Annotated in this window: 16 protein-coding genes and 1 pseudogene; 6 read left to right on the plus strand and 11 right to left on the minus strand. The window is 58.7% G+C overall.

Annotation, left to right across the window (positions count from 1 at the left end):
- Positions 1-167: 167 nt before the first annotated feature.
- Positions 168-836 (plus strand): hypothetical protein, encoded by a 669-nt coding sequence (locus AC13QE_RS02540; RefSeq protein WP_488482440.1) that lies wholly within the window; start codon positions 168-170, stop codon positions 834-836.
- Positions 837-1222: 386 nt separating this feature from the next.
- On the opposite strand, the gene AC13QE_RS02545 is transcribed toward AC13QE_RS02540, so the two are convergent.
- The gene (locus AC13QE_RS02545) at positions 1223-1621 is read right to left on the minus strand and encodes a DUF1236 domain-containing protein (RefSeq protein WP_488482441.1); all 399 of its coding nucleotides are present in this window, start codon (positions 1619-1621) and stop codon (positions 1223-1225) included.
- Between the two features lie 822 nt (positions 1622-2443).
- Positions 2444-3328 (minus strand): LysR substrate-binding domain-containing protein, encoded by an 885-nt coding sequence (locus AC13QE_RS02550; RefSeq protein WP_488482442.1) that lies wholly within the window; start codon positions 3326-3328, stop codon positions 2444-2446.
- 117 nt (positions 3329-3445) lie between these two features.
- On the opposite strand from AC13QE_RS02550, the gene AC13QE_RS02555 reads away from it, so the two are divergent.
- The 5 genes and pseudogenes from AC13QE_RS02555 to AC13QE_RS02575 all read left to right on the plus strand — a co-directional run bounded on the left by AC13QE_RS02555 (position 3446) and on the right by AC13QE_RS02575 (position 5162).
- Positions 3446-3904, plus strand: coding sequence for a DUF3237 domain-containing protein (locus tag AC13QE_RS02555; protein WP_488482443.1), 459 nt, complete (start codon positions 3446-3448; stop codon positions 3902-3904).
- A gap of 281 nt (positions 3905-4185) precedes the next feature.
- Positions 4186-4395 carry a cold-shock protein gene (locus tag AC13QE_RS02560; RefSeq protein ID WP_488482444.1) on the plus strand — a complete coding sequence of 70 codons (210 nt, stop codon included), beginning with the start codon at positions 4186-4188 and terminating at the stop codon, positions 4393-4395.
- 107 nt (positions 4396-4502) lie between these two features.
- Positions 4503-4790 carry a cold-shock protein gene (locus AC13QE_RS02565; RefSeq protein WP_488482445.1) on the plus strand — a complete coding sequence of 96 codons (288 nt, stop codon included), beginning with the start codon at positions 4503-4505 and terminating at the stop codon, positions 4788-4790.
- A gap of 14 nt (positions 4791-4804) precedes the next feature.
- Positions 4805-4909: pseudogene (gene rpsU / locus AC13QE_RS02570) on the plus strand (30S ribosomal protein S21); the annotation flags it as partial.
- Positions 4910-4952: 43 nt separating this feature from the next.
- Complete coding sequence (locus AC13QE_RS02575) at positions 4953-5162, plus strand: hypothetical protein (RefSeq protein ID WP_488482446.1); 210 nt, start codon at positions 4953-4955, stop codon at positions 5160-5162.
- A 68-nt stretch (positions 5163-5230) separates the two neighbouring features.
- Here the strand turns inward: AC13QE_RS02575 and AC13QE_RS02580 are convergent, their stop codons facing one another.
- The 9 genes from AC13QE_RS02580 to nirD form a co-directional block, all read right to left on the minus strand.
- A complete protein-coding gene (locus tag AC13QE_RS02580; RefSeq protein WP_488482447.1) occupies positions 5231-5548 on the minus strand; it encodes a chemotaxis protein CheW in 318 nt (105 codons plus the stop codon).
- Between the two features lie 293 nt (positions 5549-5841).
- Positions 5842-6663, minus strand: a complete 822-nt coding sequence (locus AC13QE_RS02585) for a sterol desaturase family protein (protein WP_488482448.1) — start codon at positions 6661-6663, stop codon at positions 5842-5844.
- A gap of 153 nt (positions 6664-6816) precedes the next feature.
- Positions 6817-8019, minus strand: coding sequence for an ABC transporter permease (locus AC13QE_RS02590; protein ID WP_488482449.1), 1203 nt, complete (start codon positions 8017-8019; stop codon positions 6817-6819).
- Positions 8020-8024: 5 nt separating this feature from the next.
- Positions 8025-9167 (minus strand): ABC transporter permease, encoded by a 1143-nt coding sequence (locus AC13QE_RS02595; protein WP_488482450.1) that lies wholly within the window; start codon positions 9165-9167, stop codon positions 8025-8027.
- Positions 9167-9862 carry an ABC transporter ATP-binding protein gene (locus AC13QE_RS02600; RefSeq protein WP_488482451.1) on the minus strand — a complete coding sequence of 232 codons (696 nt, stop codon included), beginning with the start codon at positions 9860-9862 and terminating at the stop codon, positions 9167-9169. The genes AC13QE_RS02595 and AC13QE_RS02600 overlap by 1 nt, the downstream gene beginning before the upstream one ends.
- Entirely contained in the window at positions 9859-10971 is a 1113-nt protein-coding gene (locus tag AC13QE_RS02605) for an efflux RND transporter periplasmic adaptor subunit (RefSeq protein ID WP_488482452.1), read from the minus strand. Before AC13QE_RS02605 ends, AC13QE_RS02600 begins: the two co-directional genes overlap by 4 nt.
- Positions 10972-11068: 97 nt before the next feature.
- Positions 11069-12088, minus strand: a complete 1020-nt coding sequence (locus AC13QE_RS02610; RefSeq protein WP_488482453.1) for a helix-turn-helix domain-containing protein — start codon at positions 12086-12088, stop codon at positions 11069-11071.
- A 126-nt stretch (positions 12089-12214) separates the two neighbouring features.
- The gene (locus AC13QE_RS02615; RefSeq protein WP_488482454.1) at positions 12215-14869 is read right to left on the minus strand and encodes a nitrate reductase; all 2655 of its coding nucleotides are present in this window, start codon (positions 14867-14869) and stop codon (positions 12215-12217) included.
- A gap of 219 nt (positions 14870-15088) precedes the next feature.
- Complete coding sequence (gene nirD / locus AC13QE_RS02620) at positions 15089-15439, minus strand: nitrite reductase small subunit NirD (RefSeq protein ID WP_488482455.1); 351 nt, start codon at positions 15437-15439, stop codon at positions 15089-15091.
- Positions 15440-15443 lie beyond the last annotated feature (4 nt).

Raw genomic sequence — 15443 nt, forward strand, 5'->3', positions numbered from 1 at the left:
GCAATTTAAGCGACCATAGGGTTGGATCAATCAGACTATGGTCCTAACCCTCAAGGCATAGGTCGGAGCGGGATAGAAAGCTGGGATTTCGGCAATATTCTAGTGCGCATGATTTGCTGGATATGGCCGCTGCCACAGGCGACGGGCATGTTACGAAGGAAGTGCGCATGAAAATCCATTCCATCATTGGTGCGACAAGCCTCGGCTTGGTGCTTGCCCTTGCGCCCATCGGAGGAGCTACTGTCGGTTTCGTACAGACGGCATTCGCCAAGGGCGGAAACGGCGGCGGTAATGGCAATGGTAACGGCGGCGGCCATGGTCAAGGAAACTCCGGCCATGAAAAGTCCGGGGGCGACGATACAAACGATACAAGCAGCCCTTCGACGAATGCGGCGGCGGCACAGGGCGCCTCATCGTCGGTGCTCGGGCATCATGCGGATAAACACTCCAAAGCCCATAGCGCAAGTTCGAAGAGCCATGTCTCAAAGTCCGGTGCAGGTAGCCTGAGCTCGCTCAAGCGGGACTATCACGCCTACCTGAACTCGAAAGATCCGAAGATGGCGGCGCTTTCCGCTTATGTGAAGGCATATGCGGAATTCGAAATCCAGTATGGAACGACGGCAGTGCCGACGGACCCGGCCCTCAGCGACAGCGCCTTGCGTTCAGCGCTGGCGCAGTTATCCAACAAGCCGGTGACGAACCAGACGCTCGCGGAAGCAAAGAGCATCCTCGGCGTTGGAACAAATACGGGAAAAATCGCGGAAGTTCGTGATGCGCTGGAAAAGAAATCCGAAACCGCAACGCCATCCGAGAGCACGCAGCTAACCGACGATTGAGGCACTCCTTTAGCATTGCTTTGTGAACTTGGGGATCGATAGGCGCGCGTTGCGGCGACCTTTATGCTTCGATTTACGAGTTTGGCGCCAGCGGGCGCCATTCGCTAGCCGGTCCGCCCACCGGCTCTATCGCCGGGTCGGGCCTTCCGCCCCAGACGCTGCCCGATCCGGCGATAGGCAATTTGCCGCACGATCTGCACGATCAGGTACAGAATATGGTGCGCGACAGGGGTAGGTCGCGGGATGACCGCGTGCGGAAGCCAGTGCTAAAAAGTTCGGGATTTCGGGAAGGTCGGAGGCCGGCCACTCTCGCATTGCGATCAGTATGATATGGCCAAACCAGGCAGAATGAGGGGTGGAGAGCTGCTTCCCGCTCTCCACGATCGTTAGTTCAGAATCTTGATAACCTTGCGCGAGGAAGGCTCGACAATCACGCGTTCGTGGTTGACGATCGCATAGGCATATTTCGGATTTTCCGGAACGGTTCGCACGACGATCGTTTCCGGCAAGGGTCGGCCGACGACTACACGCTCACGGACAACCGTTTCTTCTTCAGGGATGGGCTGTTCGCGTACGTAGGTGACCACCTTCTGCGGCGGCGGATCGATCGCCGTGCCGACAATGGCGCCAGCGACACCGCCCACGGCTGCTCCAACCGGGCCACCAACTACGGCTCCGGTAACAGCGCCACCTGCGGCGCCGGTGACGGTCGAAGATTGGGCAAAAGCACATCCGGCGGTCAGGCCAAGCGCGAGTGCCGCAACACTAAGTACCTTCGTTTTCATCAGAATCTCCTTTCACCTTCTATTCGTCCGTCGTTGACGGAGCTGTCGGTAAAACAGAGCTTCGCCGCAGTCTGTTCCTTTCCTTGGGCTTCAGTCACGTGGATTTGGGACATGGGTCGCAGTGAACATCAGACCAAAGCCCTACGCGCGTGGCTTCGATCGGGGAATATGGAGGATTCAACGCATTCAGGGCTGGGTGCGGTGATGCAAGGCAGGGATTGAGCCAATACAGCTCTCACCTTCACAACAACTGCCAGAAGCCACTATGCGATGCGGCAGGTCGATCCGATAAAGGTTTTCGATCGCTTCGCGTGAGCAGTGGGCGATCTCAATCGGTCAATGTCGAGCCTGGTTCGAAGAGGCCACCGATGTGTTTCGCTGTGCGGTCCAAGTGCTAGGTAGGTTGGCACATATGATACCGACTAGCAGGATGAGGGAAACCAGACCGATCAAAGTCTCCCATGATTGCCGACGAAATGGGAGCGGCCAGCGCGATCGGGATATGTTCGGATCATACCGCATTTATCAGTTCCACACCCATGGGAAAGCCGTCAACGCTCCGGTGGAGATCAAGCCTGTGATCGCCGTTATTTTCCGCTGTGTGTTCATCCGGTAAATCTATGTCCGTCGAAATCCGATTGTCTAGTAGCTTGATCGACAATATCTGGTAACGGAGACCCTGGCGATTGTCGGGGCTGCCAAATTAACCGAATTATGGAGAAAATATTTCCGACAATACCTGATGTTGCAGTGGTACAGCGACAGGTATGCCCGAACTCAGTCACTCTCCGAACCAGACCGGTCGGAAGTTTTTGATTGCGTTCAAGCATCCGCCCAGGCCCCGGGTGTATCAAGTGCCGCCGACATCATGCGACTCTGCTCGTAAAGCCAGTCGCAGAATTCTTTAGGCCCTGATCTCCCGTCATCATCACGGATGAGTGCGAAGTGCCAGTCGGGACCGTCAAGCGTCTCGTCGAAGGGCGCGATCAGCACGCCTGATTTGACAATGGGCTCGAAGAAGCCGGGCGGCACGAGCGCAACGCCTTCACCCGCGCAGGCGGCATTCACATTTAGCTCATGGTTCGGATATTCCACGCGAGTAAACCTTAACCCCAGCGGGACGCGACCGATTGCGCTCACAAACCATCTTTCCCAGTCTGGATGCGGCAACAGTGGCAGAGTTGCAAGCATCTCCGGTGTGAGAGGTTCCAGCGCTGCGGCAAGCGATGGAGCCAGAAGCGGCGTTAGTTGGAGGGGAAATAGTCGAAAGGCCCGCAGACCCGGCCAGTCGCCGGCGCCAGTGCGGATGGCAACGTCGAAATCTGACGGATCACGAATTTCGGTCGAAACATCGAGTTCGATCTCGCAGCGTTGATAGCCGGAAAGGCGCGGCGCAAGCCAGCGGCTTGCGAGGGTGGGAGGCGCAGTCACCCGCAAGGGAGGAGATGCCGCTCCGAAAGCCGCCAATGCGGCGTCGATTTCGTCCAAGCCGCGCCGCACACCCTTCGCAAGCAGCATGGCTTTCGGGGTAGGCGCTACGCGCGGTCCTCGCCGAATGAAAAGGGGCTCGCCCAGTTCCTCCTCAAGGGTGCGAATGCGCAGGCTCACTGCCGTAGGGGTGAGAAACAAACGCTCGGCCGCACGGGCGAAACTGCCGGAAGCGACGCAGATTTCAAGGACTTTCAGGGCGTCGAGTGAAGGGCGCATATGTAGTTTCACTTATGATAATAGTAAGGAATGCCCGTTTTGCGTACCGATATTATAGCAGTTTAATGCGCCCCAGAAGTGGAGGCGATCACGCTCTCCATAAATGGAGAGCCTCTCATGGAGCTGCAATCGCGTCCTCTATTTACGCTGTATCTCGAACTTCACCCAACGATCGATATAGGACCATGTCCCGCGGGCGTTCGCCGTATCTTTCCGGTCTCTGGCGGCCGTTTCGAAGGTGAGCGTCTCAAGGGCAGGGTCTCACCACTGATCGGATCGGACCTGCTGGTCACTCGGCAGGACGGAACATTCCAGCAGGATGTGCGGGTTCTGCTCGAGGTTGAGGATGGCGCCTACATTCTGATGACCTATCGTGGCGTTCGCCACGCATCGGTCGAAGTTTCCGAGCGCTTGGGACGCGGCGAAGCTGTCGACCCTTCGGAATATTATCTTCGAACAACTCCCTATTTCGAAACAGCTTCGCCAGCACATGCTTGGATCAATGCGATCGTTTGCGTTGGAAAGGGCAGCCGCTTTCCGGGCGGCGTAAAATATGACCTGTTCGAAATGCTCTGATAACAGAGAAATGGACGGGATTGGCTTGATTCCATTCGGTTCTCTGTCCACCGAGCAATCTTGCGGTCGTTCGGCTGGCTTGCAGTCCGAAATGCCGCTGAGGTAATATTTCTAAAGTTTTCATTGCAAAATCTGAAATAGAGCCTAGTTTGCACTTATCGACCATTGCTTGTGACGTCGCTCAAGGGCCTATGCTCTTCCTCGGATTCCCTCTCAAATAATCGATCTAATCCCGCAAGGTATCGCGGGAGCAACAACGATTGCTATGAAAGGAAATCGTTATGAACACTGGTACAGTTAAGTGGTTTAACGCCACCAAAGGCTTCGGCTTCATTCAGCCGGATAACGGCGATACGGACGTCTTCGTCCATGTCTCGGCTGTCGAGCGCGCTGGAATGCGTTCGCTGAACGATGGACAGAAAATTCGTTATGACATCGTGCAGGACCGTAGGTCCGGCAAGAGTTCAGCCGATAATCTTCAGGCGGCTTGAATTTGTCATTCACACGCGCTGACCACGGATGTACTGGCAGTGCGAATGGATGATGCTGAGAGGTCGGGGTAACGCCCGGCCTTTTATTTTGGCCATGGGAGAACCATATGCAGGACCCGCGCTACCAGATTGGTGACACGATCGTTTTGAAGCGTGGCACTCTTGGAAGTTTCGGCCCTTCCGGAACAGGTCGAATCGTCTCGCGCCTGCCCGAAGCCGATGGCGCCACGCAATATCGCGTCCAGTTCGAAGGCGAAAATTTTGAACGCCGCGTAGTCCAGCCGGATATTGACGTTGAAGCGTCGACATCAAAAGCCCGGAATATTGGCTTCGCAGTTGAATCAAAGTCTTCCAGCTGGATCAATTCGACGATGATCACCCTGAGAAAGCGATAATTGAAGGAGCTACTTTGCAAGTAGACGTCAGGGACGACAACGTCGATCGGGCGCTCCGGGTTTTGAAGAAGAAGATGCAGCGCGAAGGGCTTCTTCCAGCGTCCAAAAAGAAGGTTGCTCGGTTGCGCTGATCGTACCCCTTATCATTCGTCAGGAGACATCATGGCCGCCACCAAAGAGAAGTTTTTCAAACAGGGTAAGCAAACTCTTCAAGACAAGGCATCGGCGACCGATACGGCTGCGAAGCAGATCACTGCGGCCGAAACTGCCGATCGCGAGAAAAAGACCGAGAAGCTCCGCGCGCTTCGATTGGCGCGGCCCGAGGCAGAGCCGATCAAGCCATCGGCGAAACGCGGGCATAAGACGAAATAACAGAAGCACGACCGCCAAAACATAGCGCAGCGGGAGAAGCTGCATTCTTTGGCGCCGGTAAAACGATACTATACAGCTACGCGGTTTTGGCCGAAAATGTCGAGTTGCGAAAGGTTAATGGCTTCGCTCGCTGCCGAGGTGTTGCCGATGAATTCGTCGATCAGGAAGGCCACGTAGCCTCCAGTCATCTTGACGATGGCGAGTTCGCAGCTCTGTGAGGGCTTGTTGCCCATTTGGGCGGCCAAATCGAAAACCGGCACCAATTCGCCGCGATATGAGGTATGACCGAGGGCGCGGCGTGCATCGTCGCTATCGCGAAGCGGACGCCAGTTATCTGCACGCGCGACGATTGTTCCATCAAGGAACGTACACAAGGTGTCGTGCACGCGGACCGCCATTGCTACGCGGCGATGAAGAAATGCTGGTAGAGGCATTGAGCACTTTGTCCCTTCAGGGACTCCCCGTTCAAAAGTGCAAACGTCTGAGGCGAAACCCGGCTGGGGAGAATGCCTTGGCACTGTCATAGTGCCGCCGAACGCGGTTCGACCGGACAAACCCAAGGTAGAGTGATTGTCTTGATGGCTGCTTTTAGGTTTGGCTAAAATTCTAACGATGCCCCACTTTCAGACTGGCCATAAGGCTCAAATCCGAATGAGATTGAGGCCAAAACGATCGCGTTTTAGCTGTGTCTGTCACGTCGAAAGGGCCGAATGAGAAACTCGGTCAAGTTCTGCGGCTCCCGGATATTGGGTAGGCCGACATCAGGCCATTCTTGGGGTTTCGGATAGTAGGCCGTCCCGAACAGAATGTCCCAGATCGCGGAGCCGCTGCCGAAATTCCGGTTGAAATGCCGTCGTTCGATCGAATGATGAATGCGGTGAAACCGGTTATCGGGAAAGATGTAGCGGACCCAGCCCAGGTTCAGACGCGTCGAGCTATGCTCGAAATAACCTTGCCAGCGAACGAAGAACACCCAGATCCAGGGAACATAGTCCTGCTTAAAATCGAAAAGCAGCGAGACGGGAATGATCAGGAACGGAATCCTGAAGATCTCCTCGCTGAAATGATGGTTGCTGTTGAAGGCACTCATTTCCTCCAGCGAATGATGCTCGGCGTGGAAACGCCAGAAGAACCTGTTGCTATGCTGCAGCCGGTGGAACCAATAGTAGAAGAACTCGCTGACCTGCAGAACGAGAAAGGAAGCAGCTATGGCGCCCAACAGATGCAGCGGCCATGCGTTCGAAAACCTCGAGAGGAATGTCAGGTCGATCGCAAACAACGGCTTTATGCCGATGCCAGCCCAAAACCAGTAGAAGAGGGTCAGGCTTGCCTTGGTTATGAGGATATTTGTCACGCAGAAGATCATGCCGCGAAGTTTCGATACATAGCTATAGCGAGACTTCGGAAAGACGACCTCAGCGGCGAGCAACAGCAACGCGACCGGAAGAACGCGATCGGCATACTCCTCCATGAATTCAAGCAAACGAAGCAAATTTTCCATTGTCAATTTGCTATCCATGGAACGATGAGGGCGATGCTCTTCCTTATCCGAGGATAGGCGTCGCTTCAACTTGATGATTAAAAACTGGTTAAAGGCATGATGGCCGCGGCTAGGTTGATGGTCTGAGAACGGCCACGCTCCAGGGCAATCAACCTATCCGCGGGCTCTCAAGGCAGCGATCAGCGGCAGCCGACTGGCGGCCAGTGCCGGAAGCGCGCCACCAAGGAGTCCGATTGAAAGGCCAAGCATACCGCCGGTCAGCATGACCTGCGGCGTGACGGCAAGCTGAAAAGCCATGCTGGCATCATTGGCCCCTATGGTGCTGGCGCGCCATCCGTCGAAGACAAGCCGCGATGCCAATACGCCGACGCCTGCACCGGCCGCAGCCAAGAGGGCGGCCTCGAACCAGGTTGCGAGAAAAGTGGATAGGCGGCTGAAGCCGAGTGCGCGCATGGTCGCGATCTCGACGGTTCTGTCGGAGATGGAGCTCATCATCGTATTGAGTGCCCCGGCGGTTGCCCCGATCGCCATCAGCAAGGCGATCGGCCAGCCGAACAGGCGTATGAGATCGGCCATGCGCCCAGCCTGCGATGCATAAAGTCCAGCCTCGGAAACCGCCGTCAGCGGCGTCTCCGTAATCGTTGTCAGCTTGGCGTTCAACTTGGCAAGGGAGGATGGATCGGCAAGCCGTAATCGCAGGCTTTGCACCTCGCCCTGCCGGTCAAAGGCGGCACGCACCGCATCGATATCGCCCCAGATTTCCGATTCGAATGCGCTGCCATTGGCAGTGAAGTGTCCGACCACGGTCCAGTCGACGGTGCCGAGCCGCACCTTGGCGCCGAGGCCGAAGCCGGGATAATCACGGGCTATGCCCGCACCAACGACAATCTCTCTGGCGCCGAGCGCAAACAACCTCCCCTGTGAAAGGGCGATACCATTCCGGATCGAAAGACCGCTGCCATCCATACCACGCAGGGCGAAGGTCCTTACGCGTTCATCTCTTCCGGCCGGGCCATCGACGCGGATTATCAGTTCGCGAGATGCAACAAGATTTCCGGCCCCATCGCGAAGGACACTGATATCACCGGCGCTGGCCTTGAGGTTGCGGATCGCATCGGCTGATATATCGGAGCCGGTCTCCTGGTTCGTGCCGCCGCCGAGCACGACGGCGACCAGCGGCGAGCCGGCGCCGGTGAGGGCCTTCTCGAAGCCGCTCGCCATTGCCAGGAAGCCTATGAGCACGATGACGACGAGCGATACCGACAATGCCATGGAGAGCGAAATCGCCAGGCGGCGCTTCATGCTGCCGAGCGCGGTTCTTGTCGCAACGATGATCTGTCTGATTTGGATGGACATATCGGTCACTTCGTTCGGAAGGCTTTCATGATGGGGGTTCGCATGGCGTTGACGGCCGGCACGAGACCGGTTGCAAGTCCAAGTACAAGCACGATCGCCGTTGCATGCAGCAGCACGACCGGGGAGAAGATAAGACCGAGCGATGGGCCGGCAAATATCGCTCCGGCTCTCGCCAAGGCCAGCCCGATGGCGCCGCCAATGATGAACATGAACAGTGTTTCGCCGAGGACGAGGGCGAGGATCGTCATGCGCGAGATGCCCAGTGTTTTCAGGATGGCGATTTCGAATGTCCGCTCGCGCACGGCGAAGACCATGGTGTTGATGATGATCATCAGCAGCGTGACGAAGGCAGCCCCTGTGACCAGATCGACGATGAGGCCGATATCGGCATACTGGCGCAGGAAGGCTTCGAGAAACTGCTTTTCGGACTGGGTGCGCGTGGGTGCGGTGGAGTTGGCGAAGAGCGCGTCGATATGGGCGGCCAAGTTTCCCGGCGAAATGCCGTCGCGCGGTTTGATGATGAAAGCATCCACGGTGTCCTTGTCTTTTGCGCGGGCGGCATTGACGTAATCGTAACGGGCGATGGTGAAGTAGGTGTCGGTGCTGGCGCTTTCGCCCTCGAAGATCCCCGCGATCACGAAGCGCCAGTCGCGGCCGCCGTCCTGCTTCGCCACCTGAAAGGCGGTGACGGTGATGTTTTGACCAACAGACCAGCCTTCGGCTTCGGCGAGCGCCCGTCCGACCAGGACCCGGTCGCGGCCTTGAGCGATCGCCTCGAGCAGATTGGGCGTAAGGCCGAGTTCCCGACCGTTGGTTTTCATCAGCAGCGCCGGATCGACGGCGCTGATGGGAACGACATTCTTTTCGACATCGATGAAGCCGCGCAGGCGTGTCATGTAACCGACCGCTGCGACATCGGGATCGGCCGTGATGCGGGCGCGGTGGGCCATCGGCAATGGCTGCCCGCGCCCGCTGGCACTCATGACGCCGAGAATATTGTCGCTCGCGGCCGAGACGCCCTGCGAGCCGGCAAGGAAGCTGGCGGTCAGCCCGTGGATGAGAAAGGCGACGGCGATGCAGACAATGAGCAGAGTGGTGCGCAGCGGCTTTCGCCAGGCATTCTTTCGGACGAGGTCGAGGAAGGTCATCAGGCCGCCTTTTTCTCTTCGATGAATTGTCCCTTGTCGAGATGCAGCGTCCGTCTGGTCGAGCCTGCGGCCCGCGGGTCGTGGGTCACCATGACGATGGTCTTTCCCAGTTCGCGATTGAGGAAGTTGAGCATCTGCAGCACATCATCGGCGGAGGCCCGATCGAGATCGCCGGTCGGCTCGTCGCAGAGCAGCAGGCCGGGATCGGAAACGATGGCGCGCGCAATACCGACGCGCTGCTGCTGCCCGCCGGACATGGAAGAGGGATATTGCTTTTCCCTGCCGGCAAGCCCGACGAGATCGAGGACCTTGCCGACCCGGTCACGCCGTTCTTTTGCGCTGAGGGGCTTCAGGAGGAGCGGCAGCTCGACATTCTCTGCCGCGGTCAGCATCGGCAGCAGATTGTAGAACTGGAAGACGATGCCGATATTGTGCGCTCGCCAGGAGGAGAGCGCCCGTTCGCCCATCCAGTCGAGCCGATGGTCGCCGATGCTTACACTTCCGGCATCCGGCCGGTCGATGCCGGCCAGCATGTTGAGCAACGTCGATTTCCCTGATCCCGATGGTCCCATGATCGCGATGAAATCGCCCTGCGGAATGGCAAGGTCGAGGCCCGAGAAGATGGAGATATCCTCCTTGCCGATACGATAGGCCTTTCGCACCTCTTTAAGCTCGATATAGGCGTCCTGGGTCATGGTTTGCTGTCTCCATTCTTGGCGATCATGTCTGCGAGGGGGATACGGATGCGGGCGGCCATGTTCGGCCGAATGCCTTCCGGCGGATCGATGAGGGAAAGGCGAACCGTGATCGTGCCCTTTTCGACCGAGGCAATCGGCGCGAGCCGCACCACCTCGACCGCAAAGGCCCGATCGGGAAATCCGTCGAGCACGGCCTCGCCACGCAAGCCCGGTCTGAGAGATGCGATATTGGTTTCCGCCACGTCGGCGTCGAGCGTCATGCTGGCCGTATCGGTGACGGCAAGCAGGCTCTGGTTTTCGCGCACGCTGTCGGCACGGGCAAGCACGGTGTCGCCGACATGGGCGTTGAGCCGTGTCACCGTGCCGGCAAAGGGCGCGCGGATCGTCAGTTCCGCCAGCGGCTCCTCGGCGGAGCGAATACCGAGTTCGGCCGTGGCGAGATCCTGCCGGGCCTGCGCCAGGGCGTTGGATGCACGGGCAAAGGCCGTTCTCGATTCTTCCAGTTGCTGCCGCGAGGCCGCATCGCGGCTGGCAAGGCTCTCAAGGCGGTCGAGCGATGCACGCGCCTGAAGGAGATCGATGTCACGCGCCTTAACCGTCAGATCGGCAGCGGCGCGCGCGACTTCAGCCTTTTCCAACGCGATGTGGGCGACCGCATCATCGAGTGTGATAAGAACCTGCCCGGCTTCGACTCGGTCGCCGAGCTCGACGGCGACATCGGTAATTCTGGCCTCATATTTGGAGAAAACAGTCGTGCTGCGCGGAGCAACGACAATCCCAGAACCGGTTATTTCGCCGACCTGTGTGTTTATGACATCCGGCTTGTTCTTCCTTTCATTTGTGTCCTCAACTCGGGAAGTTTCCGTCGCGCGGGGTTCGCTGCGCAAGGCCGGCATGGAAGAGAAAGGCGTTCCCGACGGATGGAATACGGCGGGCCGATAGACGACGATGATCAGGCTAGTGGCCGCAAGCAATGCCAGGCTCAGGAGAGGAATGGTCCGCCGCCTTGGGGTGCGGGGCGCATCCTGTGTTATGTGCCGCCGCTCCAGGGAGAGGGAGGTCAGCGTGGCGGCAAGTCTCTGGTCGTGATCGGTGACGGTGCTCATGAGGAAGAGCATGGCCATCCGACGGGGAGGCGGAGACCTCGAACATGATCCGGATCGTGCTTAATCGCGATTTAGTCAGTCTTTGAGGCGGCCGAAATCAGCTGGAAGGTTTGCGCGACCGGTCGCGCCATTCGAGTGGCGTCGTATCGGTAACGCGCCGGAACTCGCGATTGAAGTTCGATTTGGTCTGGAAACCGACATCGAACATGATTTCCGTTACCGGCTTTTCGGTTTCGGCCAGCAGCAAGCAGGCCTCGGCGATCCGGTGCTCGTTGACATATTGCGAGACATTCTTGCCGGTCGCCCGGTTGATGGCTGCGGAAATCTGCCGGGCGGGAATTGCAAGCTTGCGCGCCAACCGATCGAGATTGAGATCGACATCGCGATAGGCGTGCCTGTCTTTCATCAAGGCCTGCACCGCCACAAGCGTCTGTGCGTCTTCAACGAGTTCGGGCGGACGGACGTTTTCCGTCTTTTCGGCGGGCGCATGGCTGCGGCTGGCAGCGGCAGTGGCCATCGCCAGGATGGCCAGTCCGATGAGATTTCCGAAGCTTATGACCTTTAGCGCATATGTGCCCTCGGCCCAGGCAAAATCCAGCCAGATGAACGTATCCACCGCAGCCGAGAGCAGAAGCGCGCCGGCCGCGAAGAGGATGGCCCGGTAGGTCGGGCCCGCGTTTTCGAAAGGTGCAAGGCGAAGGGCGTCCGTGCCCGAACGCATGAGAAGTAGGATTGCCGCGGCATAGCCGATATCGATAAGGATGATCCCGATATCGATCGCGTCGCGCCATATCGCGACCAGCACGACAATAAGCCCCGCCGGAAGACCATGCAGGCAGATCTGCTGAATTGGCGATAGAGGGCTTTTGCGTGCGAGCTTGGCGATGCCGAGATAGGCAAGCGGCGGCACCATGGCAGCTGCGACCGGCATGGCGTACATGACAGGCGAAACGGCATAACCCCAGCGCAGTCCGGACAGCACGGACTGAAAGGCGCTCAGAAGAATGAGCGCCTGGAATGGAAGATTGGGTGAGGGGCTATCGTCGCGGCTCCGGACGACGACGAAGAGAATGACCAGCAAAATGGCGACGACGAATGGAAGCGGAATGAAAATCATTGATCGTTCGGAGCAGGAGCTGTCTGTATCTCCAGCCGATCATGCCGAAAGATGGGCCGCACCGCGACCTCAATCATGTTTGAGGTCGTCAAATTTCTGGGGAGGGAGCCCGGTTGTCGTGGTATGTCACTCCGCTGCGGCGGCAAGACATCCATCGATGATCCCTCTGATTTCCGCGCGGCAGGAGCCGCAATTGGTTCCGGCATTCGTTGTCACACCGACAGCTTCGACGCTATGACATCCATTGCGAATGGCGGCGACGATGCTGTTGACGCCGACCGAAAAGCAGGAACAGACCGTGGCGCCCGGATCCGGCTGATCAGAGCCTGGACGTCCGGCAACGATGAGGAAGCGCTTGTGCAGATCGGAGTGAACGGCGGTGAGTTGAGCGGCTGCCCAACTGCGGGATACAGCGACCGGCTCGCGGGCAAGGAAGAATGCAGCAAGCAGGCGCTCGCCGTCGAAGAAAGCGAGCCGCAAATCGCCGGTCTCATGATCGGCATATCCAAGCGGCTCGATTTCGATCGGAAGCGCAAATGTGCGGCGACACCATGCGATCCAATCATCGATGAGCTCGGTCGCCTTGAACGCTAATTCTATCCGCCAGCCACCTTCGGTTCGGCCAAACGCCCAATAGGCGGCCTCGGCAGCCGGCTTTGCGGCGCATACGGCAAAGCCATACAGCGCTGCGTCGAAGGGCCGGGCGGTGACGGCAACGTTTTTAGAAGCCGGCTGACCGGAGACGGGATCGGTCACAGCCGGAACCAGCGCGTCGATGCGGGCTTTAGCGGCGAACTGGTCATTCCAGTGCATCGGCACGAAAATGCTGCCACGCGCCTGCCGTTCGGTGATCAAGGCCCGGACGACCACACTGCCATGCGGGCTTTCGACCTCCACCAGGCCGGCACTGCGAATGCCAAGCGCCATCGCGTCGCGTGGATGAATTTCCGCGAACGGCTCGGCCAAGTGACCGGAAAGCCGCGCGCTTTTGCCGGTGCGTGTCATCGTGTGCCACTGGTCGCGGATGCGACCGGTATTGAGGGTCAATCCAAAGCGTCCATTTGTGCGGGACGTTTCCGGCGCCTGGATTGTCATGAACCGCGCCTTGCCGTCCGGATGGTAGAAATCGCCATCGGCGAAGAAGCGTGCCCGAGTCGTTCCTTCAATTGAAATCGGCCATTGGAAGGGGGCCAGGTTCTGGTAGGATTCACCATCTATCTTCGAGAAGACGCCGATATCGAAATCCCTGCTCCCCTCGTTTTCAAAGGCGGAGAGCGCGGCGTGCTCGCCGAAGATGTCCGCAGGCGAGCGATAGTCGAAGCCTTGGAATCCCATCCGACGACCGACTTCGGCGATCTGCCACCAATCCGCTTTTGCCTCGCCGGGCGCAGGAAGAAAGCGGCGTTGCCTGGAGATGCGCCGCTCCGAATTGGTGACCGTGCCGTCCTTTTCGCCCCAACCAAGGGAGGGCAGCAGGACATCGGCATGGCGCGTCGTATCCGTCTCGCGCAGGACGTCGGAGACGACGACGAAGGGACAGGCCGTGATGGCTGCGGTAACCGCATCGGCGTCGGGCATCGAGACGACGGGATTGGTCGCCATGATCCAGAGCGCCTTGACCCGACCATCAGCGACGGCTCGAAACATGTCGACAGCCTTCAGGCCCGGCCTTTCGGCGATGACTGGCGATCCCCAGAAGCGCTGTACCCGATCCCGGTCCTGCGGGTCTTCGATGGCCATGTGCGCCGCAAGCATGTTTGCAAGGCCACCCACCTCGCGCCCACCCATGGCGTTCGGCTGCCCAGTCAGCGAGAAAGGTCCCATCCCTGGGCGACCGATGCGGCCTGTTGCGAGATGGCAATTGATGATGGCGTTGACCTTGTCGGTTCCGGAAGCCGATTGATTGACGCCCTGGCTGTAACAGGTGACGGTCTTTTCCACCGTCTCGAACAGCCGGAAGAAGGCGCGCAATTGCTCCGCCGCCAAGCCGCTGCGTTCCATCACGTCATCAAAGGAAAGTCTTGCCGCCGCGGCGACTGCATTCTCAAAACCCGTCGTATGGGCAGCAATATAGGTTCGGTCGAGCGCATTGCTTTCGGCGAGGTGAGCAAGCAGGCCCATGAACAGGGCGACATCGCCATCGGGGCGGATCGCAAGGTATATATCGGCGATGTCGCAGGTCATCGTCCGGCGCGGATCGATGACGACAATCTTCATCGAGGGTCGAGCCGACTTGGCGGCTGCGAGCCGCTGGTAAAGGACGGGATGACACCAGGCGAGGTTCGACCCCGTGAGAATGACGAGATCCGCAAGTTCAAGATCTTCATAGGTGCCGGGCACCGTGTCCGAGCCGAAGGCGCGGCGATGGCCGGCAACCGAGGACGACATGCAGAGCCGCGAATTGGTGTCGATATTGCCCGATCCGATGAATCCCTTCATCAGCTTGTTGGCGACATAATAATCCTCCGTCAGCAACTGGCCGGAGACGTAGAAGGCGACCGAATCCGGGCCATGTTCGACGATTGTCTCCCCGAAGCGCCTGGCCACGAGATCGAGCGCGTCGTCCCACTCTGCACGTTCTCCGGCGATTTCCGGAAATAGGAGCCGACCGTCGAGATCGATCGTCTCCGCGAGCGCCGAGCCTTTCGAGCAGAGCCGTCCGAAATTGGCGGGATGGTCCGGGTCGCCTTTCAGGGAGACTTCGCGGTCGTCATCGACCCTGATAATGACACCGCAGCCGACGCCGCAATAGGGGCAGGTGGTTTTGGTTTCAATGGACATGGATCGTGTCCATGAAGGTTAAAGGGTGAGAGAACACCCCCCTCTGTCCCTGCGGGACATCTCCCCCACAAGGGGGGAGATCACATGGTGCCACTTTCGTCGGCTTTTTCGTTTCGGCTCGGTAGCGCTGGCTTCTCGCTCCGGCCAATCTCCCCCCTTGTGGGGGAGATGTCAGCGAAGCTGACAGAGGGGGGTGACTTTTCCCGCGCGCCGTCATCCTCACTCCGCCGCCATCATCAGGCTTTCGAGCGCGATAAACAGCGCGCCATCTTCGTTGCGGACGGGAATGGTCCGCACCTCGCCTTGATCGGCCCCGAGCGCCTTGCCGGTTTCGAGCGAGATCACCCAGTTGTGCAGCGGGCAGGTCACGGCCGTGCCGTGAACGATGCCCTGGGAGAGCGGCCCGCCCTTATGTGGGCAATGATCCTCGATGGCGAAGACCTCGTTTTCCGCCGTACGAAACACGGCGATCTTGCCTTGTGGCGTCTTTACGCAGCGGGCGCCCCGCAGCGGAATGTCCGAGATATCGCCGATTGGGTGCCAGCCTTCCTTTGGCCAGTTCATGTCCATCTCC

This window comes from Martinezella sp. CNPSo 3957 (assembly GCF_057784395.1).